Here is a 22166-nt window from a genome sequence, read left to right as displayed (position 1 = left end):
TGTCGTTGCGCACTCTGCTGACTTTCGCGGGGTGCCGGTCCTTGGGAGGATTATGGGGCTGTGCGTGACGACACGGTACTTCCGGGTGCCTGGCAGAGTCCGTTGTGGATCAGGGTAGAACCCGGGGAGTTGGTCGAGTACGGGAGTGATGAGGTGATGTCGCAGTGAGCACTAATGGGAGGCTACGCGGCCCCGCCGTCTCGGTGGTGATGCCGGTCTATAACGGCGAGATGTTCGTTGAGGCGAGCATTCGGTCGGTGCTGGCGCAGACGTTTGCCGATTGGGAGCTGGTGGTGGTGGATGATGCTTCCCAGGATGCTTCGGGGCGTCTTGTGCGTGGGCTTGCCGAGGGCGATGAGCGCATTCGCTTGATTCAGCTGGGGCGCAATGAAGGCGCTGCGGTGGCGCGCAACACGGCCATTGAGGCCGCGCGCGGGAGGTATATCGCGTTTCTGGATGGGGATGATCTGTGGTTGCCGCACAAGCTGGAGCGGCAGCTGGCGTTTATGCGGGAGGAGGGGGCAGCGTTCTCGTATGGGGCTTATGAGCGGGTGGACGAGAACGGGCGGTATCTCCCACCGGTGGGGGTCCCGAGCCGGTTGCGTTATCGAGAGCTTCTGAAGACCTGTTACGTCGGGTGTTTGACGGCGATGTATGACACGAACGTGTTCGGCAAGCGCTACATGCCGTTGATCCGCCGGCGCCAGGATTATGCGTTGTGGCTGGAGTTGTTGCGCGATGGCGAGATGGCGCTGGGGCTGAACGAGGTGCTCGGGGTGTATCGGGTGCGTTCTGGGTCCATCTCGTCGAACAAGGCTTCCACCTCGCTGTATACATGGCGGATGTATCGGGAGGTTGAGGGGCTTTCTCTGACGCACAGCGCGTGGTGTTTTGCACATCAGACCGGACGGGCGGTGGTGCGGCACCGGTTGCCTGGGCTGGCGCGGCGGTTGGGGTGGCTGCATTCAGTGGAACAGGCTTCGGTAGGGGATGGCCGCAGCCCTTTGGGCCCTCGAAATGACGGGAATGCTCAGTGATGGGGCGCGTGCTTGTCACGGGTGCGAGTGGGTTTGTCGGTGGAGCTGTAGTCGCGCGCTTGGCGGGTGAGGGGCGGTGGCGGCCGGCGGCGGCCTCGCGCCGGGAGCTGGTGACGCCGGAAGAGGCGGAGTGGGTGATGTCGCCCTCGCTGGGCGTAGATGCAGATTGGGCGAGTGCCGTGCGAGGCGCTGAGGCAGTGGTCCATGCAGCGGCCCGTGTGCATGTGATGGACGAGGATTCAGCCGATCCGCTGGCGGAGTATCGGCAGACTAACGTGGAGGGGACGTTGGCGTTGGCACGGCAGGCGGCGGGTGCTGGGGTGCGTCGGTTCGTGTTCGTCAGTTCGATCAAGGTGAATGGGGAGGAGACGGCACCTGGGCAGGCGTTCGCCTCTGCCGATGTGCCGGCACCGATGGATCCCTACGGCGTGTCCAAGGCCGAGGCGGAGGCGGGGCTATTCGCCCTGGGGCGCGAGACGGGGATGGAGATTGTGGTGGTGCGGCCGCCGCTCGTGTATGGGCCGGGTGTTGGCGGGAATTTCGCGCGAATGATGCATTGGGTGGCTCGGGGTGTGCCGCTGCCGCTGGGGGCGGTGGACAATCGGCGTTCGCTGGTGGGGTTGGATAACCTGGTGGATCTGCTGGTGACCTGTCTGGAGCATCCGGGGGCGGCCAATCGGGTGCTTCTGGCTGGGGATGGGGAGGATCTTTCCACCACCGATCTGTTGCGCCGGGTAGCGGCGGCGATGGAGCGGCGGGCGCGTTTGGTGCCGGTGCCGCCGCTGCTGTTGCGTGCCGGGGCGCGGGCGGTGGGGCGTGGGGAGATGGCGCGGCGGTTGTTGGATTCGCTGCAGGTGGACATTTCGGATACGCGGGAGACGCTGGGGTGGGAGCCTCCGGTGTGTGTGGATGAGGGGTTGCGGCGGGCAGTGGTGTCGTTGCGGGGGTGAGGGTTTGTGTAGGAGGCCAGCCCCCTGGCCGATTGGGCCTATCCAACACCCAATCGGCCAGGGGGCTGGCCTCCTACAGGGGGGTGTTGTTTCGCGTGGGTGATCGGCCAAGGGGCGGCGGGGTGCTTGATTTATGGGTTGATTCCGATATTGATTGGTTATCGGGTTGGGCGCATAATCGGGTGTTATGAAATTGCTTGCGCGAACACCTAAGCAGATTGGGACGATTGTGCGCCGGGTCCGGCGAAAGCAGGGCCTTACGCAGGCCGCGCTTGGCGAGAAGTCGGGCTTGCGCCAGGAGACCATTTCCCTGATCGAGAACGGGAACCCGGCTACCCGGTTGGAGACGTTGCTTGCGGTTCTGGCGGCGCTGGATCTGGAGTTTCAGATTGCTCCCCGTGCGCGGTCGACTGTGTCCATTGAAGAAATCTTCTGATGCCGCGCCCGCGCCGCCATCCGCCGCTGCGTGTCTTGCTGAATGGTCGCCTGGTGGGGTTTCTGGAGAAGTCGGCGGCCGGGGCGATTCGCTTTCGGTATGACGCCAGCTGGCTAGGCTGGGAGCATGCGCTGCCGGTCTCGCTATCGCTTCCGTTGCGGGAAGATGCCTACCACGGCGAGGCCGTGGCCGCTGTGTTCGAGAACCTGTTGCCGGATGCGGAGGTCCTGCGGGGGCGTGTGGCGCAACGTGTGGGCGCCGCTGGGACGGATGCCTACAGCCTGCTGGCGGCGATCGGGCATGATTGTGTGGGGGCGTTGCAGTTTTCGCTGTCGGATGCGCAGGAGTCCGAGCCCGCTGGAGGGATTCAGGGGGAGCCGGTCGATGAAAGGGGCATCGAAGAGCTGCTGGGCGGTTTGGCCCAGGCGCCGCTGGGTCTGGGTAGCGACGAGGCTTTCCGTATTTCGATTGCTGGTGCCCAGGAGAAGACGGCGCTTTTATGGCATAAGGGCCGCTGGTTCAAGCCCCATGGCTCGACGCCGACTACGCATATCTTGAAGCCCGCTATTGGGCAGTTACCCAACGGGCTGGATTTGTCGGACAGCGTGGAGAATGAGTTTTACTGCCTGCGATTGCTGGCGGCGTTCGGTATGCCGGTGGCGCGTGCGGAGATCGGGCGCTTTGGGGGCGCCCGGGCGCTGGTAGTGGAGCGGTTTGATCGACACTGGGCGCGCGATGGGCGGTTGCTGCGCTTGCCGCAGGAGGACTGCTGCCAGGCACTGGGCGTGCCGCCGAGCCGCAAGTATCAGAGCGAAGGTGGCCCCGGGCTGGTGGATGTGCTGGGGTTGTTGCGGGGCAGTGATACGCCGGGGGCGGACCAGGCGACAGTGCTGAAGGCGCAGATCCTGTTCTGGCTGATCGGCGCCACGGATGGGCACGCCAAGAATTTCAGTGTGTTCCTGCAACCGGGCGGCGGGTACCGGCTCACGCCGCTGTATGACGTGTTGACGATATTGCCCAGCGTGGCCAGCCGACAGGTCGAGCGCAAGCAGGTTCGGCTGGCGCTCGCTGTCGGGCGGCGCAACCACTATCGGGTGGATGGCATCCAGGGCCGGCACTTCCTGGAGACGGGCGCTTCAGCCCGTCTGCCTGCGGCGATGGTGCACGAGGTCCTGGCATCCGTGGTTCTGCAGGCGGCATCCGCACTGGATCGAGTGGAATATGAATTGCCGGCGGGGTTCCCGGCTGGCATCCATGACGCCGTTCGGCGTTCGGTGGAAGCGGGTATTCAGTCGCTCGAGCGGGTTCTTTGAGGATAGGCGCGCAGGGGCGGCGCTGGGTGTAGGAGGCCAGCCTCTGGCCGATTGGGCCTGTCCAACATCCAATCGGCCAGGGGGCTGGCCTCCTACAGGGGGGGTGGGATTGGTGTTGTGTTGTTGGGGTTAGCGGGCGGCGAGTTCGTTGAAGAAGCTGGGGTTGTCGCGGATGGTGGCCAGGACTTTGGCGGCGAGTCCGGTGGGGTTTCGTCGTTTGGCTTCCCAGCTTTTGATGGTGTCGACGCTGGTTCCCATGGCCTTGGCGAATTCGGCTTGCGAAACGTGCAAGTGGGCGCGAATCGCCTTCACGTCCGCCACTTCGTGGCGGGTGACACGGCTGGCCGCTTTCCTGCCCTGTTTGATGTCGACCGCTTCTTGCAGTGATGTCTGGAGCTCGTCGTAGATGTTCATTCGAGAACTTCCTCTTTTAGTTGGGCGGTCAGTTCCTTGAGCGCAGCCTTCTCGGTGGCGGTGAGGTTGTCTTTCACATTCACATTCTTGGGGTAGGCCAGGATCAGGTAGATGGTCTCTGCGCTCGCGAGAAAGTAGATGACACGGCCGCCGCTACGCTTGCCTTGCCGGCCCAGCCCAATGCGAATCTTGCGTAACCCTCCCGTTTCCTGGATCAGGTCGCCTTTGTCGGGTTGGGCGATCAGGATGCGCTGTAGTTCCTTCAGCTCATCATCGCTGGCGATTGCCTGAAATTGCCGGGTGAATGTTGGCGTTTCAATAATTTCAATGGCATGGGGCACGTAAAGACATGCCCTTAGGTCTGTAGCCCATGGGGTACAGTGTACACTTGGTGGGGCGTGTGTCGAATTCGGTCGCGTTGGGGGGCTGATGTGGGTGATCGGCCAGAGGGCTGGCCTCCTACGGGTACGGGTACGGGTACGGGTACGGGGATGGTGGGGTGGGTGGTTTTGTGATGGGGTTTGGATTAGCGTGCGGGGGATTGTGAATTGGAGGGGTTGTGATGGACGAGTGGGCCGAGCGTTTGGCAGGGTTGGGGACCGCGAGTATTGGGCGTGTGGTTGAAGGCTTGTTGCGCGGGATGGGGTATGTGCTGGTGGATGCGCCGGCGGATGGTCGCGATGTGTGGCAGGAGTATGTGGTGGCCCCGGCGCGCGGTGGCGACGATGCGCCGCGCTTGATTGTGGGGGTGGCGCGTGATCGTGACAGCGAGGTGGAGCCGCCAGAGCTGGAGGCCTTTGTCTCGGGGCGCGAGAGTAGCGATCGCGGGATGTATGTGAGCCTGGCCGGGTTTGCGCCGGAGGCGCGTGAGCAGGCGGCGGAGCTGGCGATGCCGGTGATCTTGCTGGAGCCGGCGGATTTGGCGGAGCGGTTGCGCAGCCACTGGGGAGCGCTGGATGGCGAGACGCAGGCGCTGGTTGAGGGGCGTGGTTAGCGGTTTGTGTTTTCTTGGTCGAGTGTGAGAAGGGCCTGTCCTGTTGGGATGGGCCTTTTTTGTTGGGCGGGTTTGGTGCGGTATTCGGGCGTGGGTATCGCCGAGGGGGCTCGGCTCCTACAGGGGCGGGTGTTGGTGTGTAGGTGGGTAATCTTTGGGTGATGGGGGTTATGCCTAAGGCCGCATCGCGCAGGGGGCTGCGCTCCTACAGGCGGGTTGTGGTAGGTGTAGGAGGCCAGCCCTCTGGCCGATGAGCGGTGGGCTGGCGTGGGTGATCGCGCAGGGGGCTGCGCTCCTACAAGGGGCGGGTGTGGTTGGTGTAGGAGGCCAGCCCTCTGGCCGATTGGGGTCTGTCCGGTAGTAGTGCGCCGTCAGCTGGCAGGTTCCAGGAGGAGGGCGGTCAGGGGGGGCAGGTGGAGGTAGAGCGTGGCGGGGTGGCCGTTGCGCTCGATGGGTTCGGCGTGGGCGTGGGCGGGGCCGCGGGAGTCGCCGCCGTAGGCCTGGGCGTCGGTGTTGAGGACGACGCGCCAGGGGCCGGGGTGCGGGGCGGGGACTGGGTGGGCGCCGCGTTCGATGGGGGTGAGGTTGAGCACGACGACGCATTCCCGGCCGTCGATGTCGCGGCGTAGGAAGCTGAGGGTGGAGTGCGAGGCGTCGTCGCAGTCCAGCCAGGAGAAGCCGTCGGGCTCGAATTCGCGGCCGTGCAGGGCGGCGTGGTCGCGGTAGACCTGGTTGAGGTCGCGCACGAGCTGCTGCAGGCCTTGGTGCAGCGGGTATTGCAGGACGTACCAGTCCAGTTCGCGGTCCTCGGACCACTCCGGGCCCTGGCCGAATTCCTGGCCCATGAACAGGAGCTTCTTGCCGGGGTAGAGCCACTGCCAGGCATAGAGCAGGCGCAGGTTGGCGTGCTGTTCCCATTCGTTGCCGGGCATGCGGCCGCGCAGGCTGCGTTTGCCGTGCACGACTTCGTCGTGGGAGAAGGGCAGGACGAAGTTCTCGCTGTAGGCGTAGATCTGGCCGAAGGTCAGCTGGTTGTGGTGATAGTGGCGGTAGATCGGGTCCATGCCGAAGTAGGTCAGGGTGTCGTGCATCCAGCCCATGTTCCATTTCATGGTGAAGCCGAGCCCGCCCATGGACGGCGGGCGGCTGACGCCGGGCCATGCGGTGGATTCCTCGGCGATCATCACCACGCCGGGGTGCGCGGTCTGCACGGTCTCGTTCAGGTGGCGCAGGAAGTCGATCGCCTCCAGGTTCTCGTTGCCGCCGTGGATGTTGGGCAGCCAGTCGTGCGGTTCGCGGTCGTAGTCGCGATAGAGCATGGAGGCGACGGCATCGACTCGCAGGCCGTCGAGGTGGAAGTCCTCGACCCAGCACAGCGCGCTGGAGAGCAGGAAGTTGCGCACCTCGGGGCGGGAGTAATTGAAGATCAAGGTGCCCCAGCCGCGGTGTTCGCCGATGCGCGGGTCTTCGTGTTCGTACAGGGCGGTGCCGTCGAAGCGGGCGAGCGCGAACTCGTCGCGCGGGAAGTGGCCGGGCACCCAGTCGAGCAACACGCCAAGCCCGGCCTGGTGGGCCTGGTCGACGAAGTAGCGGAAATCATCCGGGTCGCCAAAGCGCGAGGTGGGGGCGAAAAAGCCGGTGCTCTGGTAGCCCCAGGAGCCGTCGAACGGGTGTTCGGTGATCGGCAGCAGCTCGAGATGGGTAAAGCCCATGTCGCGGGCATAGGGCACGAGGCGCTCGGCCAGCTCGCGGTAGTTGGGCCACTGGCCCTCGGGGCTGCGTTGCCAGGAGCCGAGGTGCACCTCGTAGATGCTCATGGGGCGGTGTTTCCAGCCCTCGGGGTCGCGGTTTTGCAGCCACTCTCCATCGCCCCAGGTGTAGTCGCTTTGCGGCTGGATGCGCGCGGCCGTCTCCGGGCGCAGCTGGTAGGCGCGGGCGTAGGGGTCGGTCTTGACGTGGATGGTGCCGTGGTCGCGGTTGCGGATCTCGAATTTGTACAGGGTGTCGCGGTCCAACCCCGGGATGAACAGCTCCCAGATGCCGCTGCCCGGGTGCACGGTCATCGGGTGGCAGCGGCCGTCCCAGCGGTTGAAGTCACCAACGACGGAGACGCGTTCGGCGTTCGGGGCCCAGACGGCGAAGCGCACGCCGTCGATACCGTCGCGGGTCTCCGGGTGGGCGCCCAGCATGCGGTGGGCGTGCCAGTGGCGGCCTTCGGCGAACAGGTGGCGGTCGAACTCGGGGATGTCCGGGGTGAAACTCCACGGGTCAACGGTCTGTAATGTCTGCGTGCCACCCTCGGGCTTCCAGTGGAGCGCCGGGTGCGCGGGGAGGGCATCGCGCTTGCCCTGCCAGGTGAACAGTCCCGGGATTTTGGTACTGGGTGTGAGCGGTTCGTCGGATCCGCCCGAAAGTGTGATCGAGGCCTCGCTGGCGTGCGGCAGCCAGGCACGGTAGCAGGCAGTCTCTTGATCCAGCGCATGAAGCCCCAGGACGCTGTGTGGATCATGGAGGCGCGCCTCCGGCAAACGCGCCAGGATATCGGTAACGGGTGTGATGCATTTGCTGGAGGCTGTTGTCATACTCGAATCACGCTCGGTGTTTGATCGGGGTCACAGCCCCGGAGAGGTTTAAGGAAACACTGTTCAATGTACACGCTCGCGTTGGTACCCCAGGTTTTCCGAGACAAGGCGCGTCGTGCAGCGGGTAGTGGTCCTACCCGCAAGCGGCGCAACGCAGCATCGGGGAACCTGGGGTACCAACCCCACAAAACATTGAACGCAGGGGCTCGGCCGCTTTTGCGTGCGCACGGCGTTGCGGCTCCCTTGTGCAGAATGACTGCACGGCAGTCGCCGCGCCTTGTTCGCACGCAAAAGCGACTCGAGCGCGAACGTGTACATTGATCAGTGTTTCCTTAATGACAAGGATGGGTGCATGAATCCGCAACCGCAACGTTTTGTTAGTCGTCTGACCCGCGAGACTCTGGCCCTGATCCTCGCCGGTGGGCGCGGATCGCGGCTGAAGCAGCTGACGCTCTGGCGGGCCAAGCCGGCCGTACCGTTTGGCGGCAAGTTCCGCATCATCGATTTCCCCTTGTCCAACTGTATCAACTCGGGCATCCGTCAGGTGGCGGTGCTGACCCAGTACAAGGCGCACTCGCTGATCCAGCACATACAGCGTGGCTGGAGCTTCCTGCGCGGCGAGTTCGGCGAGTTCATCGAGCTGTTGCCGGCGCAACAGCGCATCGAGACGTCCTGGTACCAGGGTACGGCGGACGCGGTGTACCAGAACATCGACATCATCCGCCAGCACGCGCCGAGTTACGTGCTGATTCTGGCCGGCGACCACATCTACAAGATGGACTACGGCCAGATGATCGCCTTCCACGTGGAGAGCGGCGCGGACATGACGGTGGGCTGCCTGGAGGTGGAGCGTGAACGCGCCAAGGCCTTCGGGGTGATGGGGGTTGATGCCGCGAGCCGCATTACCTCCTTTGCGGAGAAGCCGGACGACCCGGCGAGCATCCCGGGCAAGAGTACCCACTCGCTGGCCTCGATGGGGATCTACGTGATCAACACGCAGTTCCTTTTCGAGCAGCTGATCAAGGATGCGGACGACACCTTCTCCACGCACGATTTCGGCAAGGACATCATCCCCAGCATTATCGATCGCTATCAGGTGATGGCCTATCCGTTCCGCGACGAGCAGGGTGCGCGCCAGGGCTACTGGCGCGATGTCGGGACGATCGACTCCTACTGGCAGGCGAACCTCGAGCTGATCGGCGTGACCCCCGAGCTGAACCTGTACGACTCCGACTGGCCGATCTGGACCTATCAGGAGCAGTTGCCGCCGGCCAAGTTCGTGTTCGACGACGACGATCGCCGCGGCATGGCGATCGACTCCATGGTGTCGGGGGGCTGCATCATCTCGGGCAGCACGATCCGCCACTCGCTGCTGTTCTCCAACGTGCAGGTGAATGCCGGTTCTACGGTGGAGGATTCGGTGATCCTGCCCAGTGTGAAGGTGGGCGAGGACTGCGTGATCCAGAAGGCGGTGATCGACAAGGCCTGCAGGGTTCCCGACGGGACGCAGATCGGTGTGGACGACGAGGCGGATGCGCGTGACTACTACATATCGCCCGAAGGCGTCCGGGTGGTAACCCCCGAGATGCTCGGGCAGGCCACGCATCATGTGCGCTAGTACTGCGCTGGTGCCGACCCCACCCAAACTCGACGTGGTGCTGTGCTGGCACATGCACCAGCCACAGTACTTTGAAAGCGGTGCGGGTGAATACGCGCTGCCCTGGACGTACCTCCATGCGCTGAAGGACTACACGGACATGGCCGCCCATCTGGAGGCCTGCCCGAAGGCGCGCGCGGTGGTCAATTTCGCGCCGATCCTGCTGGAGCAGCTGGCGGACTATGGCGAGCGCCTGGACGCCTGTGTGCGCGAGCGCCAGCCCGTGGGCGACCCGGTGCTGGACCTGCTGCACATGGATGTGGTGCCGACGGATCCCGCCCAGCGCCAGGAGATCCTGCGGGTATGCCTGCGGGCGCACGCCCCGCGCATGATCGAGCCGTTCCCGTTGTTCCAGCGCCTCGCCGATATCGCGCGCAAGGCCATGGAGGAGCCGCTGCTGCTGGGGCATCTGGATGCCCGTTTTTTCCAGGATCTGGCCACCTGCTACCACCTGGCCTGGCTGGGCGAGACCATTCGCTGGGCCTACCCCGAGGTGCGTGGTTGGCTGAAGACGGACACGAACTTTGACCCTGGCATGCGCCAGCGCCTGCTGACGCTGATCCGCGACGAGGTCAAGGGCATCCTGCCGCGCTACCGCGAGCTGGCGGCCAGTGGCCGCGTGGAGCTGTCGTTTACCCCGTATGCCCACCCGATCATGCCGCTGATGCTCGACCTGGCCTCCGCCCGCGAGGCGATGCCGGAGGTGGAGCTGCCCAAGGCCCCCGCCTATCCGGATGGGGAGGCCCGGGTGCGCTGGCACATCGATCGGGGGCTCGAGGTGTTCGAGGAGCATTTCGGCTTTCGTCCGCGCGGGTGCTGGCCCTCCGAGGGCAGTCTGAGCGAGGCGACCATCCGCCTGCTGGACGAATACAAGCTGTGCTGGACGGCCAGCGGACAGACGGTGCTCGCCAACAGCCTGGCGGCGGCGGGCGAGACGGCCGAGTCCAACACTGGCTCCGCCGAAGAGGAAGGCTGGCTGCACCGGCCCTATCAGCTGCAAGGCAGCGATATCGAACTGTTCTTCCGTGACGACGGGCTGTCCGATGCGATCGGGTTTCGCTATGCGGACTGGCATGCGGACGATGCGGTGGGGGACTTCATCCACCATCTGGAGAACATCGCCGCTGTCTCGCCCCAGGGCGGGGTGGTCTCGGTGATCCTGGATGGCGAGAACGCCTGGGAGTACTACCCCGAGAATGGCTACCACTTCCTCAGTACGCTGTACGAGCGTCTGGCGCAGCACGCCACGCTGAATCTTTGCACCTTTGCCGACGTCTGCCGGCGCAGCGGCAAGGATCGCGACCGCGGCGAGCTGCCGGGGCTGGTCGCCGGTAGCTGGGTGTACGGGACGTTCTCCACCTGGATCGGCGATCCGGACAAGAACCGGGGCTGGGACAGCCTGATTGCGGCCCGCAAGGCGGTAGACAAGGCGGTGGCCGAGGATCCCGCGCTGGATACGCCGGAGCTGCGCGAGCAACTGGCCATCTGCGAAGGATCGGACTGGTGCTGGTGGTTCGGGGCGTATAATCCGGCCGGGTCGGTCAGTGACTTCGAGCAGCTTTATCGTCGTCACCTGGCGCGGCTTTATCAGCTCGCCAACCTCACAGTCCCCGAATCCCTGGGCGAGGTGCTCTCGGTCGGCGGGGGTGATCCGTCTGCTGGCGGCACGATGCGCAAGGGGCAGACCGACTGATGGTGGGGGAGGGCCATGCCAACCCGCTGATGCAACGGCGGCGGGCGGGCGTCCTGCTGCATCCCACCTCTCTGCCTGGCAGCGAGCCGGTCGGGACGCTCGGCGGCGAGGCCTACGCCTTTCTCGACTGGGCTCGTCGGGCAGGCTTCACGCTGTGGCAGATCCTGCCGCTACATCCCCCGCATGAGGATGGCTCGCCCTATGCGTGCATCTCCGCCTTTGCCGGTGATGTGCGCCTGATCGATCCCCGGTTGCTGGCCGAGCGGGTCGGGTTGTCGGCTGACAGCGGCACCGGGGAGGCCATGCTGGCCCGGGCACATGCCCGGTTGAACGACACCCCGGCCGTCTGGCGGGAGGCCTATCAACGGTTCTGTCAGGAACAGGGGCCGGTCTGGCTGGACGACTACGCCCGCTTCGTGGTGGTCCGCGCACGGGAGGAGGGACGGCCCTGGTGGGAGTGGACACCGGCGCTGCGCGACCGCGACCCGGACGCGATGGAGCGGATCGAGGACGCGGCGCGCGACGAGCTGGAACGGGTGCGCTTTGCCCAGTTCGTGTTCTTTGATCAGTGGCAGGACCTGCGTCGTCAGGCGAAGGACCTGGATATCCTGATCCTGGGCGACATGCCGATCTTCGTCGCGCACGATTCGGCCGATGTCTGGGCCCATCGCGACCTGTTCGACCTGGACGAGACGGGCCATCCGATAACCGTCGCCGGTGTTCCCCCCGACTACTTCTCCGAGACCGGGCAGCGCTGGGGCAACCCCCAGTACCACTGGGATCGGCTGGAGGCCACCGGCTACCGCTGGTGGGTCGAGCGCATGCGCTGGGCACTGGAGACCCTGGATGCCGTCCGCATCGACCATTTCCGTGGCTTCGAGGCGAGCTGGGGCATCCCGGCCGAAGAGCCGGATGCGACCAGTGGGCGCTGGGTACCAGGCCCGGGCGAGCCGTTCTTCCGTCGCCTGGAGGACGAGCTGGGCACGCTGCCGCTGCTGGCGGAGGATCTCGGGGTGATCACGCCTGAGGTCACCGCGCTGCGTGAACACTTTGATCTGCCCGGCATGCGCATCCTGCAGTTCGCCTTCGAGGGCGGCGAGGACAACCCGTATCTGCCGAACAATCACGACGAGGCCAGCGCCGTCTACACAGGTACCCACGATAACGACACCACGCTGGGCTGGTTTCACTCGCTCTCGCCCGAGATGCAGGCGCACGTGATCAACACCCTGAACGAGGGCGGGGCCGAGGAGATGCCGTGGCCGCTGATGCGAGCGGCCTATCGCTCCGTGGCACAGCTGGCCATCGTGCCCATGCAGGACGCACTCGCCCTGGACACCCGGGCCCGCATGAACCGCCCCGGCACAATGGACGACGGCAATTGGCGCTGGCGCTTCTCCTGGAAGCAGGTACCCGAGGACCGCGCCGCCGAACTACAGGCCCTGGCGCGCGAAACCGACCGCCTGTAGCGACTTCCCGCCCGCCATTGCCAGCCCGCCCCGTACCCCGGAGAATGCCGGCCACCGGAGGGGTGGCAGAGCGGTTGAATGCACCGGTCTTGAAAACCGGCAGGGATTCACGTCCCTCGTGGGTTCGACAAGGCGGCGCAGCCGCCGCAGGACGTCGCCGCCTGCGGCGACGCCCGAAGGGTGAGGGCGCGAGCCCGAATCAATCCCACCCCCGGGCGCCCGCAGGGCGCCGCGGCCGCACTCCGACGCGACCATTGCCAGCCTGCCCCACATCCCGGAGAATGCCGGCCACCGGAGGGGTGGCAGAGCGGTTGAATGCACCGGTCTTGAAAACCGGCAGGGATTCACGTCCCTCGTGGGTTCGAATCCCACCCCCTCCGCCATTTCTCCGGCTCTTCGCTTTTGTTAGCACGTACTCTCAGCGCGCAAGGGATTTGAACCCACGAGATCGACAAGTTGGTTCGACCGGTGGCGCATCGCGACACCGGAACGTCGCCGCAGGCGACGGCCCGAAGGGCGAGGCATATTGTGCCGAGTAATCCCACCCCCTCCGCCATTTCTCACGGTTTGCACGTTTTAGCCCGCCGCGGGATCGAGTGCGACACTCGTAGGGTGCGGTGGAGCGCCGCGAAACGCACCATCCCCTGCGCTGCGCGTAACCCCGATGCGATTCGCTTTCTCATCGCATCCTGCAGGCGTCCGGGACCTCGGTCCAGCGAAGCCCGCGGCTGGCGAAGGCCGGCTCGGGGCGGCTGCGCAAGACGCTCTACATGGCGGCTGTGGTGGCCACCCGCCACAACCCGGACGTACGGCACCAGTACCACCGTCTCCTGAGGCGGGGCAAGGCCAAGATGGCAGCGATCGGGGCAGCCATGCGCAAGCTCCTGCACATCGCCTTCGGCGTCCTCAACTCGCAAACCCCGTATCAACCCCGAAATGACACGCCTTGCACCTCATAGGGCAAGACGGTATCTACGGCTGTGCGGCGGGTTTACTCTCGTGGCAATTGTTCTCCCTTGACGCCGAACCCCGCTGGACGTAATCTTGCCGCCGTTCTGGGCGGTTAGCTCAGCGGTAGAGCACTGCCTTCACACGGCAGGGGTCACTAGTTCGAACCTAGTACCGCCCACCAGCATTATCAAAGGGTTAGGTCCAGCGGGCCTAGCCCTTTTTTGTTGGGGGTGCGGCTGCCCGCGCACGGTCAAGCAGCAGGTGCTTCTCCGCTTCATTGGCAGAGCGCTCGGCAGCCCGCCGGAACGCCGCTGCCGCGGCCTCGCGTTCGCCGCAGCGTTCCAGGAGATCCCCGCGTACGGCGTGCAGAGGCACATAGCTGGACAGTGCCCGGGCATCGATGTCGGTGTCGAGCGCCGCCAGTACGTGCGCCGGGTCGTCGAACTGGGCGGCGGCCTGCGCTTGATGGATGCGTGCGGCCGGCGATCCCGTGGTCGTGAACAGCGTTGCGTAGTGAGCGGCGATCTGCGACCAGTCGGTGGCGGCAAAGCTGGGAGCTGTCGCATGGCAGGCGGCGATGGCAGCCTGAAGGCGAAACGGGCTCGGCCCGGCGTTCTGATCTCGGGCGAGCCTGTTGGCACGGGACAGGGCGATCAGGCCACGGCGGATGCCGCCGCGATCCCACGTGCCGCGATCCTGGTCCTTCAGCAGCACTGGGTTGCCTTGCGCATCCATGCGCGCGGCCAGGCGCGCGCCGTGCAGTTCGATCAGGCCGAGCAGTGCCTGGGTCTCGATGTCCTCGGGGATGGCCTGTGCAAGCACGCGGGCCATGCGCAGCGCCTCGTGACAGAACTCCCCGTGCGTCCAGGCGTCGCCCTGGCTGGCTACATGGCCTTCGGTGAACAGTCGGTAGATCACTTCGTGCACGGATCCCAGGCGTTCCCGGCATTCGGACGGCGATGGCATTTCGAACTGGACGTTGGCCTGGGCGAGTTTACGTTTGCCGCGGACGATGCGCTGCGCGATGGTGGTCTCGGAGACCAGGAAGGCACGGGCGAGGGCGGTGTTGTCGAGCCCGGCGAGGGTGCGCAGGGCGAGTGCGCAGCGGGTGTCGGGGGAGAGGACCGGGTGGCAGGCGATGAACAGCAGGGCGAGCGTGTCGTGACGGACATCGTCGCTCCATTGGGGCGTCGATGCCCCCAGGTGGCTGCATGCGATTTCGTGGCCGTAATCGGCGACGAGGGCATCGCCCCGATGTTCGCGGCGCAGGAGGTCGACCGCGCGGTTGCGTGCCGTATGTAGCAGCCACGCGGTCGGGTTTTCCGGGATTCCCTGGGTGGGCCAGTGTCCGAGGGCGGCGATCAGGGCATCTTGTGCCACGTCTTCGGCGAGGGCGTAGTCGCCGCTCCAGCGCGCCAGGGCCGCCACGATGCGGCTCGCATCCAGACGCCAGATGGACTCGATGCGGTGCTGGATATCCCGCATCCCGGGTGCTGGATGTGCACCGGATTGGTCGCGGCCGCTCACCGTTCCACCAGTACCTCGAAGCCGCCCCAGAACATGCGCTGCAGGTCGAACGGTGGGTCCTGGTCCGGCGTTTTGTCCGGGCACGGCAGGCGCGGGTCCGCCATGACGTCGGCATTGACACGATCCCGATGCTCGCGTGATTCGAAGCGGATCCACGAGAACACCACCGTTTCGTTGTCGCGTGCCTGGACGCTGCGCGGGAACGACGTCACCTCGCCCGGCGCGACGTCATCAGCCACGCACTCGATGACTTCCAGCGCGCCGTGCTCGCGCCAGATCTGTGCGGCGAGGTCAGCCTGCTGGCGGTAGTCCTCGATCCGGTCTCGTGGAATCGGTATTACATAGCCGTCAACGTAGTTCATGGTCTGGCTCCTTTGGGGAATCGGACGGGATATGGGCGGGTACCCGGGCGTGCGGGGCCCCGGTCGTGCGGTTGGGGACCGTTTTCCGGTCTGGACTAGCGACCATCGTATGCACCCTGCAGGGCCGCGAGATCGAGCTTCTTCATCTTGAGGATGCGCTGGGTGACCCGGCCGAGCTTGTCCGGGTCGGGCTCTTTCAGCATGTGGGACAGCTGTTCGGGGACGACATGCCAGGAGATCCCGTATGGGTCCTTGAGCCAGCCGCATTGCTCGGCCTCCGGAACGGCCGAAAGGGATGCCCAGCGCTGGTCGATCTCCTGCTGGTCGGCGCAGTTCACGACGAACGATATGGCCTCGTTGAAGCCGAAATCGTGCTCCTGCGCGCTGTCCATGGCGGCGAACCATTGGCCTTCCAGCATGAAGTCGGTGAACATCACCGTTCCTTCGCGGTCGGGTTCCATGTTGCTGGGGTAGCGGACGAGCTGCCCGCGCTGCGAATGGCGAAACGTCGACAGGTAGAAATCGGATGCCTCTTCCGCCTTGCCGCAGACGTTTCCGACAAACAGTAGCGACGGAACGATCGGCGGGCGTTCTTCCCCTTGCGGATCGGTAAGGATCAGCTGCCATGACAGCCCGAACCGGTCCTGAATCCAGCCGTAGCGCTCGCTGAATGGATAGCGGTCCAGTGGCATGAGTACTTGGCCGCCGTCGGCAAGCTTCGCCCAGATCTCGTCGATCCGTGCTCTGGCGTCGGGATCACGCGAGGGGTCGAAATTGACCATGAACGAGATCGACGGGTTGAACCGGAACATCGAGCCCGCGTTAATCGCCATGAACGCATGACCCCATAGAACGAACGACACGACGTCGCAGTCGCCCCCGGGTGTGTCATGTAGCGTGGTCAGGTATGTGATGCTCGAGTCGGGAAAGACCGAGCAATAAAAGTCCACCGCCTCCCGGGCCTCGTTGTCGAACATGAGGTGGGGAACAATGATCTGGGGTATGTGGCTCATGGCGTCTCGTCTCCTGGTTCGGAGCGCTTGATCCCGATGACCCCCGTGTTGGGAACGTCGGTGTGCCCCGGGTTGGTGTCCGGGTGCGATGGGGGTGCATTACGGGGATTGTTCAGGGGCAAGTCGAAGTGGAGCACGTCCTCGCGCTGGCCCAGGCCGGCGTAGAGCGCTATCGCGGCGTTGTCGGTGCGATCGGCCTGGACGAATACCACCCAGGCACCCAGCTCGGTGGCGATGGCCTGGGTGTGGCGGATCAGGGCTGTGGCAATGCCGCGCCGGCGGAAGTCGTCGGCCACGGCGAGGTCATAGATGTAGACCTCGCTGCGGGTCTGTTCGAGCTTGTCCAGGACATAAGCGACCAGGCCGCCGACCACCCGGCCTTCCGTTTCGGCGATCAGGGCGATGAACGTTTCTCGAGCCAGCAAGCGCTCCAGGTAATCGTCGGAGGGACGTGCACACGAGTAGGTGTCCGGTTCCCCAAACACGTCCGCAAACAGGTCGAGCAGGGCGTGCGCGGCTCCCCGATCCGCCGGACCAAGGCGCCGGATCTTGAGCAAGGACCGCTCGTTCTGCGGGGGTGCCAGGTCAGCCGCCATCAGGAATCTCGGGTTCGACGAGGTAGGCGAGCAGGGTCAGCGATTCCTGCCAGCCGAGAACACAGAGCTCCGGTGGGATAGCCTCCGGCAGACCATCCTGAAGAATATCCAGTGCGGTGCCGCAGGAGACTGGATCCAGCGTTACCGTGAGCGTCATCTCGCCGCCGAGAGCGGGATCGTCGAAGCGGTCGCTGACGACAATTCGACGGCCCGGGTCCAGTTCGCGGTACTCGCCACTAAACTCGTGGTGAGTTCCCGTAGCAAAGTTGATGAAGCTCATCCGGTAGCCGCCGCCTACGCGAGCATCCATCTCGTGGATACGCGCGGTAAAGCCGTATGGTGCATTCCATTTGGAGATCGCGTCGGGTTCCAGGAATGCCCGATATACGCGCTCGGGCGGCGCGCGCAGGACGCGGTGCAGGTGGACATTGCGGTCAGTGGACATGGCTGATGGCCTCCGAGGTCGAACGATTGTGGGAGGGGGCGCGTGATGCCGTCAGCGTTGGTGACAGGGGGCGCATTCGCGTACCTCGACCGTTGCAAAGCGCGCGGCGGGGCAGCGTGTGGCCCATTCCACGGCTTCGTCGCGGTCGGCGCAGTCGATCAGGAAGAATCCGCCGATCATCTCCCGTGACTCGATGAACGGGCCGTCGATGAAACGGGTTTTCCCTTCGTCGGATCGGATGCGCACGCCGTGGCGGTCGGGTCGCAGGGATTCGCTGGCAAGCAACTGGCCACGCGCGTCGAGTTCGGCGCCAAAGGCGAGCATTTCCGCATAAAGCGCCTGCCCTTCGGCATCGCTGCGGGCATCGCGGTCGCCGTGATCTTCGAGGATGAGCAACAGAAAGTTCATCGTGGGTATCCCCTAACGCATTGAGTGGAGACCGAACCGATTGCCGTCCGGGTCGCGCGCGATGACGCAGAAGCCGTAGTCGCCAATCGACTCCTTGGGGCTTTCGATCGAACCACCGGCGGTCGCGACGCGTTCCGCCTCGATCCCGCAGTCGTCGCAGCCGAAATAGACCATGCAGCCGCCGGAACCGACCGGGTTGTCGGGACCCTGTACCAGCGCGCCAGCACACCCGGGCTGGTCTTCCTCCATCGGAAACATCCAGATCTCCGTGCTGGGGGCGAATGCGCGGGTATCGGCCTGTGTGAGCGACATGTCCAGGACGGTTTCGTAGAACGCACGGGCACGGCCAATATCCTCGGTGGGAATTTCGAACCAGACGACGGGATTGGCGGCCATGGCGGTATCTCCTCTGGCGGGATCAAACAAACGGGCGCGGTTAAGCGGGCCCTTTGAACTGTAGACGAACGGGAATCGGGAAAATCGACAAGGTTGGTCAAACCAGTCGAAAGGATCGGGAGGGGGCTGCGATCGATCGGGACTGGTGCCAGGGTGAGCGGCTGTACCGCAGCCGGATTACGAGGGGCCAGACATGCGAAGGGGGCCACTTGGGCCCCCTTGCTTGAATCTGGCGGAGAGGGAGGGATTACTCGGCGCAGTGCGCCTCGCCCTGCGGGCCGTCGCCTGCGGCGACGTTCGGGTGCCGCTGTGCGTCACCCGTCGAACCATCGTTTTCTTTCCCTCGGGTTCGAATCCTTAAACCTCAGGGGGCAGACGTGCAAAATGGGCCCAACAGGCCCCCATGCTGAATCTGGCGGAGAGGGAGGGATTACGGCGACGTTGTCGCCGCCCTACGGGCCGCCTTCGCTTCGCTGCGGCGTTCCGGTGTCGCGATGCGCCACCGGTCGAACCATCGTTTCTGACTCCTCGGGTTCGAATCCCGAAACCTCAGGGGTCAGATATGCGAAAGGGGCCACTTGGGCCCCCTTGCTTGAATCTGGCGGAGAGGGAGGGATTCGAACCCTCGGTACTCGCGAGAGTACAACGGTTTTCGAGACCGTTTAGGGGCCCCCGCCGCCATGCGGTTTCCGGCTGTAACCGCCTGAAGTTTAGCGCCTAACGGTGCCGCGTGCTCACTAGCGGTTAGTCACTAACGGGCGGCGCAGTGTCCCAAATTGTCCCAAGGGTGCCCCAGGAGTTGCTTTTTCCCGGGGGGGATGGTCGATTAGGGGTGTCTAATGCAAGCGGCGGAAGGGGGAAGGGATGCGACTCGGGATAGCGGTTACGGTAGGGGCGGCGCTTCTGGCGCTGTCGGGTGCGGCTTCGGCCGGTGCGTTCTACAAGTGCGAACGGCCGGATGGCTCGGTGGAATACGCCGACGCGCCATGCGAAGCCGGGGCCCAGCCGCTGCCGTACCCGGACGCGCTGGAACGCCAGCGGCGCCTGCAGCGGCAAATCGACACGGCGTTGTGTTTCCGTCCGTCCCGCGCCTTCGGGCCCGGCGACGCGGCCGAGGATCTGGTCGCCTTGTGCGGCGAACCCCGGCGGGTGAACCGAACCAGCACCGCCTGGGGTGATCGCGAGCAATGGGTCTATCGCCAGGGCAAGTACGGGCAATCGTTCGTGTATGTCGAGGGCGGGGTGATCACCGCCATTCAGGACTAGACCGTTTCGTTGTAGGCGGGAAGGTCCGGGGCTTCCTCGATAACGCGGCCGCCCTGGACGTAGGCGTTGGAACCCACGGCCACGTCGGTCCCTCGGGCGCGAATGATCCCGCCGGCGGGCGTCTCCAGGGTGCTGCTGCCGTCTGCGTTGTGCGAAACCACCTCCGCGACCAGTAGCGGGTCGCGGGGGATCATGCGCTGAAACTGCCGGTATAGGTTCATGCCGGTATCCTCCGCTCAAGTTCGACCGTGTGGCTTACGCTGGCGCCCTGGGCGGTGATCGACGCGCCCACGCAAAGGGCCCGGTAGGTCTCTGCCACGTCCTCTACCTCGACAAGCATACCGGGCAAGATCAAGCCGGGCCCGTCCGGGGCTACCGCGAAGGGCATCTCGAGCGTGATCTGAATCGCGCGGCCGGCCCCGGCCAGAATCACGCGCCCGCGCTCCCGGCCGGCGTCCACGTTGGTAATCAAGTCGTCCACAACCTGCGGGGCCACGGCGTCGCCTGCCGTGCCGTTCCGGGTGGTGCTGACCAGCACGCCGTTGGTGCGGCCGGCAACCCAGGCGCGGTTATAGGGCGGGCTCTCTGCCCAACGCTCGGAGGCACGGCGAATCAACCGGCCCGGGATGGTGGTGTCTGGCGTGGCCGTGTCCCAGTCCCAGGGGCTGACCGGGTACCGGCTGCGAACGTGCAGGGTCTTCGTGTCCGGGGCCGCCTGAACCGTGGCGCCAATGGCGCCGGCGATGGTGGTGATGGCCTGGATCGGCGTCTTGTCGGTATAGGACCAGGTGCCGGCCGGGATCGTCCAATCCGGGGCGTCCCATTGCAGGGTCCAATCGGTGAACTGGAGTTCTTGCTCGGCAAGCTGTAGGGCGCTGATGACCGCCTCCTGGGTCTTGCTGCGAAGCGGGGCATAGGGCGCATCCAGAATCGCGGCGGGCCCGCGTCCCGCCACGTTGCGGCGCCGGGTGCCGGCGGTGCGGTCTTCGTCCGTGCGCTCCGCGAGAATCTTCCAGGTCTGCCCGTCGATCTCCACGCTCAATTCCTGCGGGCCCTCGGCGCCGGGGCGTACCCGGTCCATCGCATCGGGCCCCCGCAGGGCCGCCTGGAAGTCCCAGGCCCAGGAGTCGATGTCGGTCTGTAGGGTGAAGCGGTCGACGGCCACGGGGGCGCTGTCGCTGGCTCGGGTAATCGATAGGGTGTGCTGCACGGTGATCGCGCTCCCTGGCTGGTACGGCGGCCGGGGGCAGTCCCCCGTCTCCGTGAGTTGAAGGTCTATCGCGTCGCCTGGCGTGTCGAGCGCCGGGCAGCGCAGGGTTAGGTGTACGGCATCGCCGGCCGGCGGTGTATAGGGCGGCTCCGGTTCCGGCGGCTCGGGTTCCGGTGGTTCCGGCTCCGGGTGTTCGCCCCAGGTCAGGTGCGTGGTGGCGCCCCACGGGATCGCGTCGTGCGCGTCAAGGCGCGGCGGGCCCCGGTGCGCGAGGTCGTGGTGCGTGTCGATCTTGAGCGGCGTGTCGCCCCATTCGATCTCGGTCTCCGGGCGCTTCGCCGGCGGCTCGCTGAACGGCAGGCCGGTGCCCACGGGGCGGGCGGTCAGGTCGTTCTGCCACGGCGCCTCGGTATGCTCCCGGCGCGGGGGTACATCGCCCCATGCGCCCTCCGTGGCGCGTGGGCGCTCCTGTAGCGCCTGGGGCCAGGGCGCAGCAGTGTCCCGGGGGCGCGGGGGTAGCCTCCCCCACAGGCCGGCGGTGCTGACGCGGATCGGGTCGCCTGCCTGGTACTGCGCATCGGTATGGCGCGGGAACGGCGGGGGCATAGTCCAGCCGGGGGCCCTGTGCGGGCGCAGGCGGCGCGCGTGGCGCCCGGCGTAGGGCATCCCAACGACGGGGGCAGGGCCCCGAAAGGGGGGCGGGTAATCCGGGGCCGGATCGGGGCCGGGAGCGTCCCCCAGCGGCAGGCCGCCGAGGCACGGCATCAAGCGCACCGCGCCCCCGGACTGGGGCCCACCGCCGAAGCCCTCCCGAAGCACCAGCGCGCCGGGGTCTTGCCGCTGGCCGCACGGGGCCAGGGTGATCGCGTCGCTGGCCTGCGGTACGCCGGGCCGCGCGATCAGGCGGATGCTACCGCCGGGCCGCGCCATTTAGGCCACCGTGACGGGGTTCAAGCGGTTGATCGCGCTGGGGGCGTAGTCGGTCGCCTCCGGGGCCGGGTTGATCGCGACCACGAAATACTCTGTGCCCGGGTCGGCATCGGCGCTGGCCCATGTCCAGGCGCCTTCCGCGTCCGTGGTGGCGCTGCCCTGCAGGGTGCCATCGCTGCGGCGGTAGACGTAGACGATCCGGCCCTCTAGCCCGTCGCCTTCTATGTCTTCAACGCGACCGGCCAAGCCCTGCGGGTGCTGAAACGCCAGCACCAAGCCGCCCCCTTCAACCTGGGGCATTGGCGAATCGAACAGGAGGTAAACGCTAGTCATCCTTATTCCGCGCTATTGATCGGGACCGGCTGAACGTTATCCACCACCACGGCGTTAAACTCGCGATTGGGATCCAGTGCCTGCACCACATATCGACCTGGGCGAAGCCCCTTGAACTCAAAGGCTCCATCTTCGTTCGAGCTTGCTTCGGCAACCAGAGAGCCACTCTGCCGGCTGTACACCC

Annotated in this window: 21 protein-coding genes, 3 tRNA genes, 2 other RNA genes and 2 pseudogenes; 13 read left to right on the top strand and 15 right to left on the bottom strand. The window is 65.7% G+C overall.

What is annotated here, in order from left to right:
* The first annotated feature begins 164 nt into the window (after nucleotides 1-164).
* From F579_RS0104720 to F579_RS0104705, 4 genes are all read left to right on the top strand, one after another.
* On the top strand, nucleotides 165-1037 hold the full coding sequence (locus F579_RS0104720) for a glycosyltransferase family 2 protein (RefSeq protein WP_255349419.1): 873 nt from the start codon (nucleotides 165-167) through the stop codon (nucleotides 1035-1037).
* On the top strand, nucleotides 1037-1987 hold the full coding sequence (locus F579_RS0104715; RefSeq protein ID WP_019024030.1) for an SDR family oxidoreductase: 951 nt from the start codon (nucleotides 1037-1039) through the stop codon (nucleotides 1985-1987). Before F579_RS0104720 ends, F579_RS0104715 begins: the two co-directional genes overlap by 1 nt.
* Nucleotides 1988-2174: 187 nt before the next feature.
* Nucleotides 2175-2423, top strand: a complete 249-nt coding sequence (locus tag F579_RS0104710; protein ID WP_019024031.1) for a helix-turn-helix domain-containing protein — start codon at nucleotides 2175-2177, stop codon at nucleotides 2421-2423.
* A complete protein-coding gene (locus F579_RS0104705; protein WP_019024032.1) occupies nucleotides 2423-3736 on the top strand; it encodes a type II toxin-antitoxin system HipA family toxin in 1314 nt (437 codons plus the stop codon). Before F579_RS0104710 ends, F579_RS0104705 begins: the two co-directional genes overlap by 1 nt.
* Nucleotides 3737-3865: 129 nt before the next feature.
* Here the strand turns inward: F579_RS0104705 and nadS are convergent, their stop codons facing one another.
* Both nadS and F579_RS0104695 read right to left on the bottom strand, forming a co-directional pair.
* The gene (gene nadS, locus F579_RS0104700) at nucleotides 3866-4150 is read right to left on the bottom strand and encodes a NadS family protein (protein WP_019024033.1); all 285 of its coding nucleotides are present in this window, start codon (nucleotides 4148-4150) and stop codon (nucleotides 3866-3868) included.
* A complete protein-coding gene (locus F579_RS0104695) occupies nucleotides 4147-4491 on the bottom strand; it encodes a type II toxin-antitoxin system RelE/ParE family toxin (protein WP_019024034.1) in 345 nt (114 codons plus the stop codon). The genes nadS and F579_RS0104695 overlap by 4 nt, the downstream gene beginning before the upstream one ends.
* Nucleotides 4492-4712: 221 nt before the next feature.
* On the opposite strand from F579_RS0104695, the gene F579_RS0104690 reads away from it, so the two are divergent.
* Nucleotides 4713-5144 carry a restriction endonuclease gene (locus tag F579_RS0104690; protein WP_026301020.1) on the top strand — a complete coding sequence of 144 codons (432 nt, stop codon included), beginning with the start codon at nucleotides 4713-4715 and terminating at the stop codon, nucleotides 5142-5144.
* A gap of 371 nt (nucleotides 5145-5515) precedes the next feature.
* Here F579_RS0104690 and glgB read toward each other — a convergent pair whose 3' ends face one another.
* A complete protein-coding gene (gene glgB / locus F579_RS0104685; RefSeq protein ID WP_019024036.1) occupies nucleotides 5516-7726 on the bottom strand; it encodes a 1,4-alpha-glucan branching protein GlgB in 2211 nt (736 codons plus the stop codon).
* 352 nt (nucleotides 7727-8078) lie between these two features.
* On the opposite strand from glgB, the gene glgC reads away from it, so the two are divergent.
* The 7 genes and pseudogenes from glgC to F579_RS0104655 all read left to right on the top strand — a co-directional run bounded on the left by glgC (nucleotide 8079) and on the right by F579_RS0104655 (nucleotide 13677).
* Nucleotides 8079-9344 carry a glucose-1-phosphate adenylyltransferase gene (glgC, locus tag F579_RS0104680; protein ID WP_019024037.1) on the top strand — a complete coding sequence of 422 codons (1266 nt, stop codon included), beginning with the start codon at nucleotides 8079-8081 and terminating at the stop codon, nucleotides 9342-9344.
* A gap of 52 nt (nucleotides 9345-9396) precedes the next feature.
* Complete coding sequence (locus F579_RS0104675; protein WP_019024038.1) at nucleotides 9397-11076, top strand: glycoside hydrolase family 57 protein; 1680 nt, start codon at nucleotides 9397-9399, stop codon at nucleotides 11074-11076.
* Entirely contained in the window at nucleotides 11076-12545 is a 1470-nt protein-coding gene (malQ, locus tag F579_RS0104670) for a 4-alpha-glucanotransferase (protein ID WP_019024039.1), read from the top strand. The genes F579_RS0104675 and malQ overlap by 1 nt, the downstream gene beginning before the upstream one ends.
* Nucleotides 12546-12838: 293 nt before the next feature.
* Nucleotides 12839-12928, top strand: a tRNA-Ser gene (locus F579_RS0104665).
* A gap of 28 nt (nucleotides 12929-12956) precedes the next feature.
* Nucleotides 12957-13101, top strand: a non-coding RNA gene (locus tag F579_RS14900) — RtT sRNA.
* 136 nt (nucleotides 13102-13237) lie between these two features.
* Nucleotides 13238-13504, top strand: a pseudogene (locus F579_RS14895) (transposase); the annotation flags it as partial.
* 98 nt (nucleotides 13505-13602) lie between these two features.
* A tRNA-Val gene (locus F579_RS0104655) sits at nucleotides 13603-13677 on the top strand.
* A 29-nt stretch (nucleotides 13678-13706) separates the two neighbouring features.
* On the opposite strand, the gene F579_RS0104650 is transcribed toward F579_RS0104655, so the two are convergent.
* The 9 genes and pseudogenes from F579_RS0104650 to F579_RS15280 all read right to left on the bottom strand — a co-directional run bounded on the left by F579_RS0104650 (nucleotide 13707) and on the right by F579_RS15280 (nucleotide 18934).
* Complete coding sequence (locus F579_RS0104650; protein WP_019024041.1) at nucleotides 13707-14981, bottom strand: RNA polymerase sigma factor; 1275 nt, start codon at nucleotides 14979-14981, stop codon at nucleotides 13707-13709.
* A gap of 38 nt (nucleotides 14982-15019) precedes the next feature.
* On the bottom strand, nucleotides 15020-15385 hold the full coding sequence (locus tag F579_RS0104645; RefSeq protein WP_012982914.1) for a DUF1428 domain-containing protein: 366 nt from the start codon (nucleotides 15383-15385) through the stop codon (nucleotides 15020-15022).
* A 95-nt stretch (nucleotides 15386-15480) separates the two neighbouring features.
* Entirely contained in the window at nucleotides 15481-16398 is a 918-nt protein-coding gene (locus F579_RS0104640) for a VOC family protein (RefSeq protein WP_019024042.1), read from the bottom strand.
* 119 nt (nucleotides 16399-16517) lie between these two features.
* Nucleotides 16518-16994: pseudogene (locus F579_RS0104635) on the bottom strand (AAC(3)-I family aminoglycoside N-acetyltransferase); the annotation flags it as partial.
* Complete coding sequence (locus F579_RS0104630; protein WP_019024044.1) at nucleotides 16984-17439, bottom strand: SRPBCC family protein; 456 nt, start codon at nucleotides 17437-17439, stop codon at nucleotides 16984-16986. The pseudogene F579_RS0104635 and the gene F579_RS0104630, both read right to left, overlap by 11 nt.
* 51 nt (nucleotides 17440-17490) lie before the next feature.
* Complete coding sequence (locus F579_RS0104625) at nucleotides 17491-17847, bottom strand: YciI family protein (RefSeq protein WP_017926263.1); 357 nt, start codon at nucleotides 17845-17847, stop codon at nucleotides 17491-17493.
* A 12-nt stretch (nucleotides 17848-17859) separates the two neighbouring features.
* Nucleotides 17860-18243 (bottom strand): VOC family protein, encoded by a 384-nt coding sequence (locus tag F579_RS0104620; RefSeq protein ID WP_019024045.1) that lies wholly within the window; start codon nucleotides 18241-18243, stop codon nucleotides 17860-17862.
* A gap of 230 nt (nucleotides 18244-18473) precedes the next feature.
* A non-coding RNA gene (locus F579_RS14890) (RtT sRNA) lies at nucleotides 18474-18604 on the bottom strand.
* Between the two features lie 238 nt (nucleotides 18605-18842).
* A tRNA-Ser gene (locus tag F579_RS15280) sits at nucleotides 18843-18934 on the bottom strand.
* 173 nt (nucleotides 18935-19107) lie between these two features.
* On the opposite strand from F579_RS15280, the gene F579_RS0104615 reads away from it, so the two are divergent.
* Nucleotides 19108-19509 carry a DUF4124 domain-containing protein gene (locus tag F579_RS0104615; protein WP_019024046.1) on the top strand — a complete coding sequence of 134 codons (402 nt, stop codon included), beginning with the start codon at nucleotides 19108-19110 and terminating at the stop codon, nucleotides 19507-19509.
* Here the strand turns inward: F579_RS0104615 and F579_RS0104610 are convergent.
* The 3 genes from F579_RS0104610 to F579_RS0104600 are packed head-to-tail and all read right to left on the bottom strand — an operon-like array spanning nucleotide 19506 to nucleotide 21982.
* Complete coding sequence (locus F579_RS0104610) at nucleotides 19506-19730, bottom strand: hypothetical protein (RefSeq protein WP_019024047.1); 225 nt, start codon at nucleotides 19728-19730, stop codon at nucleotides 19506-19508. The two genes, F579_RS0104615 and F579_RS0104610, sit on opposite strands and share 4 nt — an antisense overlap.
* Nucleotides 19727-21649 (bottom strand): hypothetical protein, encoded by a 1923-nt coding sequence (locus tag F579_RS0104605; RefSeq protein ID WP_019024048.1) that lies wholly within the window; start codon nucleotides 21647-21649, stop codon nucleotides 19727-19729. Before F579_RS0104605 ends, F579_RS0104610 begins: the two co-directional genes overlap by 4 nt.
* On the bottom strand, nucleotides 21650-21982 hold the full coding sequence (locus tag F579_RS0104600) for a hypothetical protein (RefSeq protein WP_231365772.1): 333 nt from the start codon (nucleotides 21980-21982) through the stop codon (nucleotides 21650-21652).
* Between the last annotated feature and the right edge of the window lie 184 nt (nucleotides 21983-22166).

It is taken from the genome of Thioalkalivibrio sp. ALJ21 (genome assembly GCF_000378605.1).
Classification (GTDB): Bacteria; Pseudomonadota; Gammaproteobacteria; order Ectothiorhodospirales; family Ectothiorhodospiraceae; genus Thioalkalivibrio.
Note: the sequence above shows the minus strand (reverse complement) of the source record. Positions and strands in the feature narration are given on the sequence as shown.

Excerpts from the sequence above, each read along its gene's own strand:
- F579_RS0104640 (WP_019024042.1), bottom strand. The coding sequence starts at position 16,398 with ATGAGCCACATACCCCAGATCATTGTTCCCCACCTCATGTTCGACAAC.
- glgB (WP_019024036.1), bottom strand. The coding sequence starts at position 7,726 with ATGACAACAGCCTCCAGCAAATGCATCACACCCGTTACCGATATCCTG.
- F579_RS0104605 (WP_019024048.1), bottom strand. The coding sequence starts at position 21,649 with ATGGCGCGGCCCGGCGGTAGCATCCGCCTGATCGCGCGGCCCGGCGTA.
- F579_RS0104715 (WP_019024030.1), top strand. The coding sequence starts at position 1,037 with ATGGGGCGCGTGCTTGTCACGGGTGCGAGTGGGTTTGTCGGTGGAGCT.
- F579_RS0104645 (WP_012982914.1), bottom strand. The coding sequence starts at position 15,385 with ATGAACTACGTTGACGGCTATGTAATACCGATTCCACGAGACCGGATC.
- F579_RS0104705 (WP_019024032.1), top strand. The coding sequence starts at position 2,423 with ATGCCGCGCCCGCGCCGCCATCCGCCGCTGCGTGTCTTGCTGAATGGT.
- F579_RS0104690 (WP_026301020.1), top strand. The coding sequence starts at position 4,713 with ATGGACGAGTGGGCCGAGCGTTTGGCAGGGTTGGGGACCGCGAGTATT.
- malQ (WP_019024039.1), top strand. The coding sequence starts at position 11,076 with ATGGTGGGGGAGGGCCATGCCAACCCGCTGATGCAACGGCGGCGGGCG.
- F579_RS0104610 (WP_019024047.1), bottom strand. The coding sequence starts at position 19,730 with ATGAACCTATACCGGCAGTTTCAGCGCATGATCCCCCGCGACCCGCTA.
- F579_RS0104600 (WP_231365772.1), bottom strand. The coding sequence starts at position 21,982 with ATGACTAGCGTTTACCTCCTGTTCGATTCGCCAATGCCCCAGGTTGAA.
- F579_RS0104650 (WP_019024041.1), bottom strand. The coding sequence starts at position 14,981 with ATGCGGGATATCCAGCACCGCATCGAGTCCATCTGGCGTCTGGATGCG.
- F579_RS0104625 (WP_017926263.1), bottom strand. The coding sequence starts at position 17,847 with ATGAACTTTCTGTTGCTCATCCTCGAAGATCACGGCGACCGCGATGCC.
- F579_RS0104620 (WP_019024045.1), bottom strand. The coding sequence starts at position 18,243 with ATGGCCGCCAATCCCGTCGTCTGGTTCGAAATTCCCACCGAGGATATT.
- glgC (WP_019024037.1), top strand. The coding sequence starts at position 8,079 with ATGAATCCGCAACCGCAACGTTTTGTTAGTCGTCTGACCCGCGAGACT.
- nadS (WP_019024033.1), bottom strand. The coding sequence starts at position 4,150 with ATGAACATCTACGACGAGCTCCAGACATCACTGCAAGAAGCGGTCGAC.
- F579_RS0104615 (WP_019024046.1), top strand. The coding sequence starts at position 19,108 with ATGCGACTCGGGATAGCGGTTACGGTAGGGGCGGCGCTTCTGGCGCTG.
- F579_RS0104675 (WP_019024038.1), top strand. The coding sequence starts at position 9,397 with ATGCACCAGCCACAGTACTTTGAAAGCGGTGCGGGTGAATACGCGCTG.
- F579_RS0104630 (WP_019024044.1), bottom strand. The coding sequence starts at position 17,439 with ATGTCCACTGACCGCAATGTCCACCTGCACCGCGTCCTGCGCGCGCCG.
- F579_RS0104710 (WP_019024031.1), top strand. The coding sequence starts at position 2,175 with ATGAAATTGCTTGCGCGAACACCTAAGCAGATTGGGACGATTGTGCGC.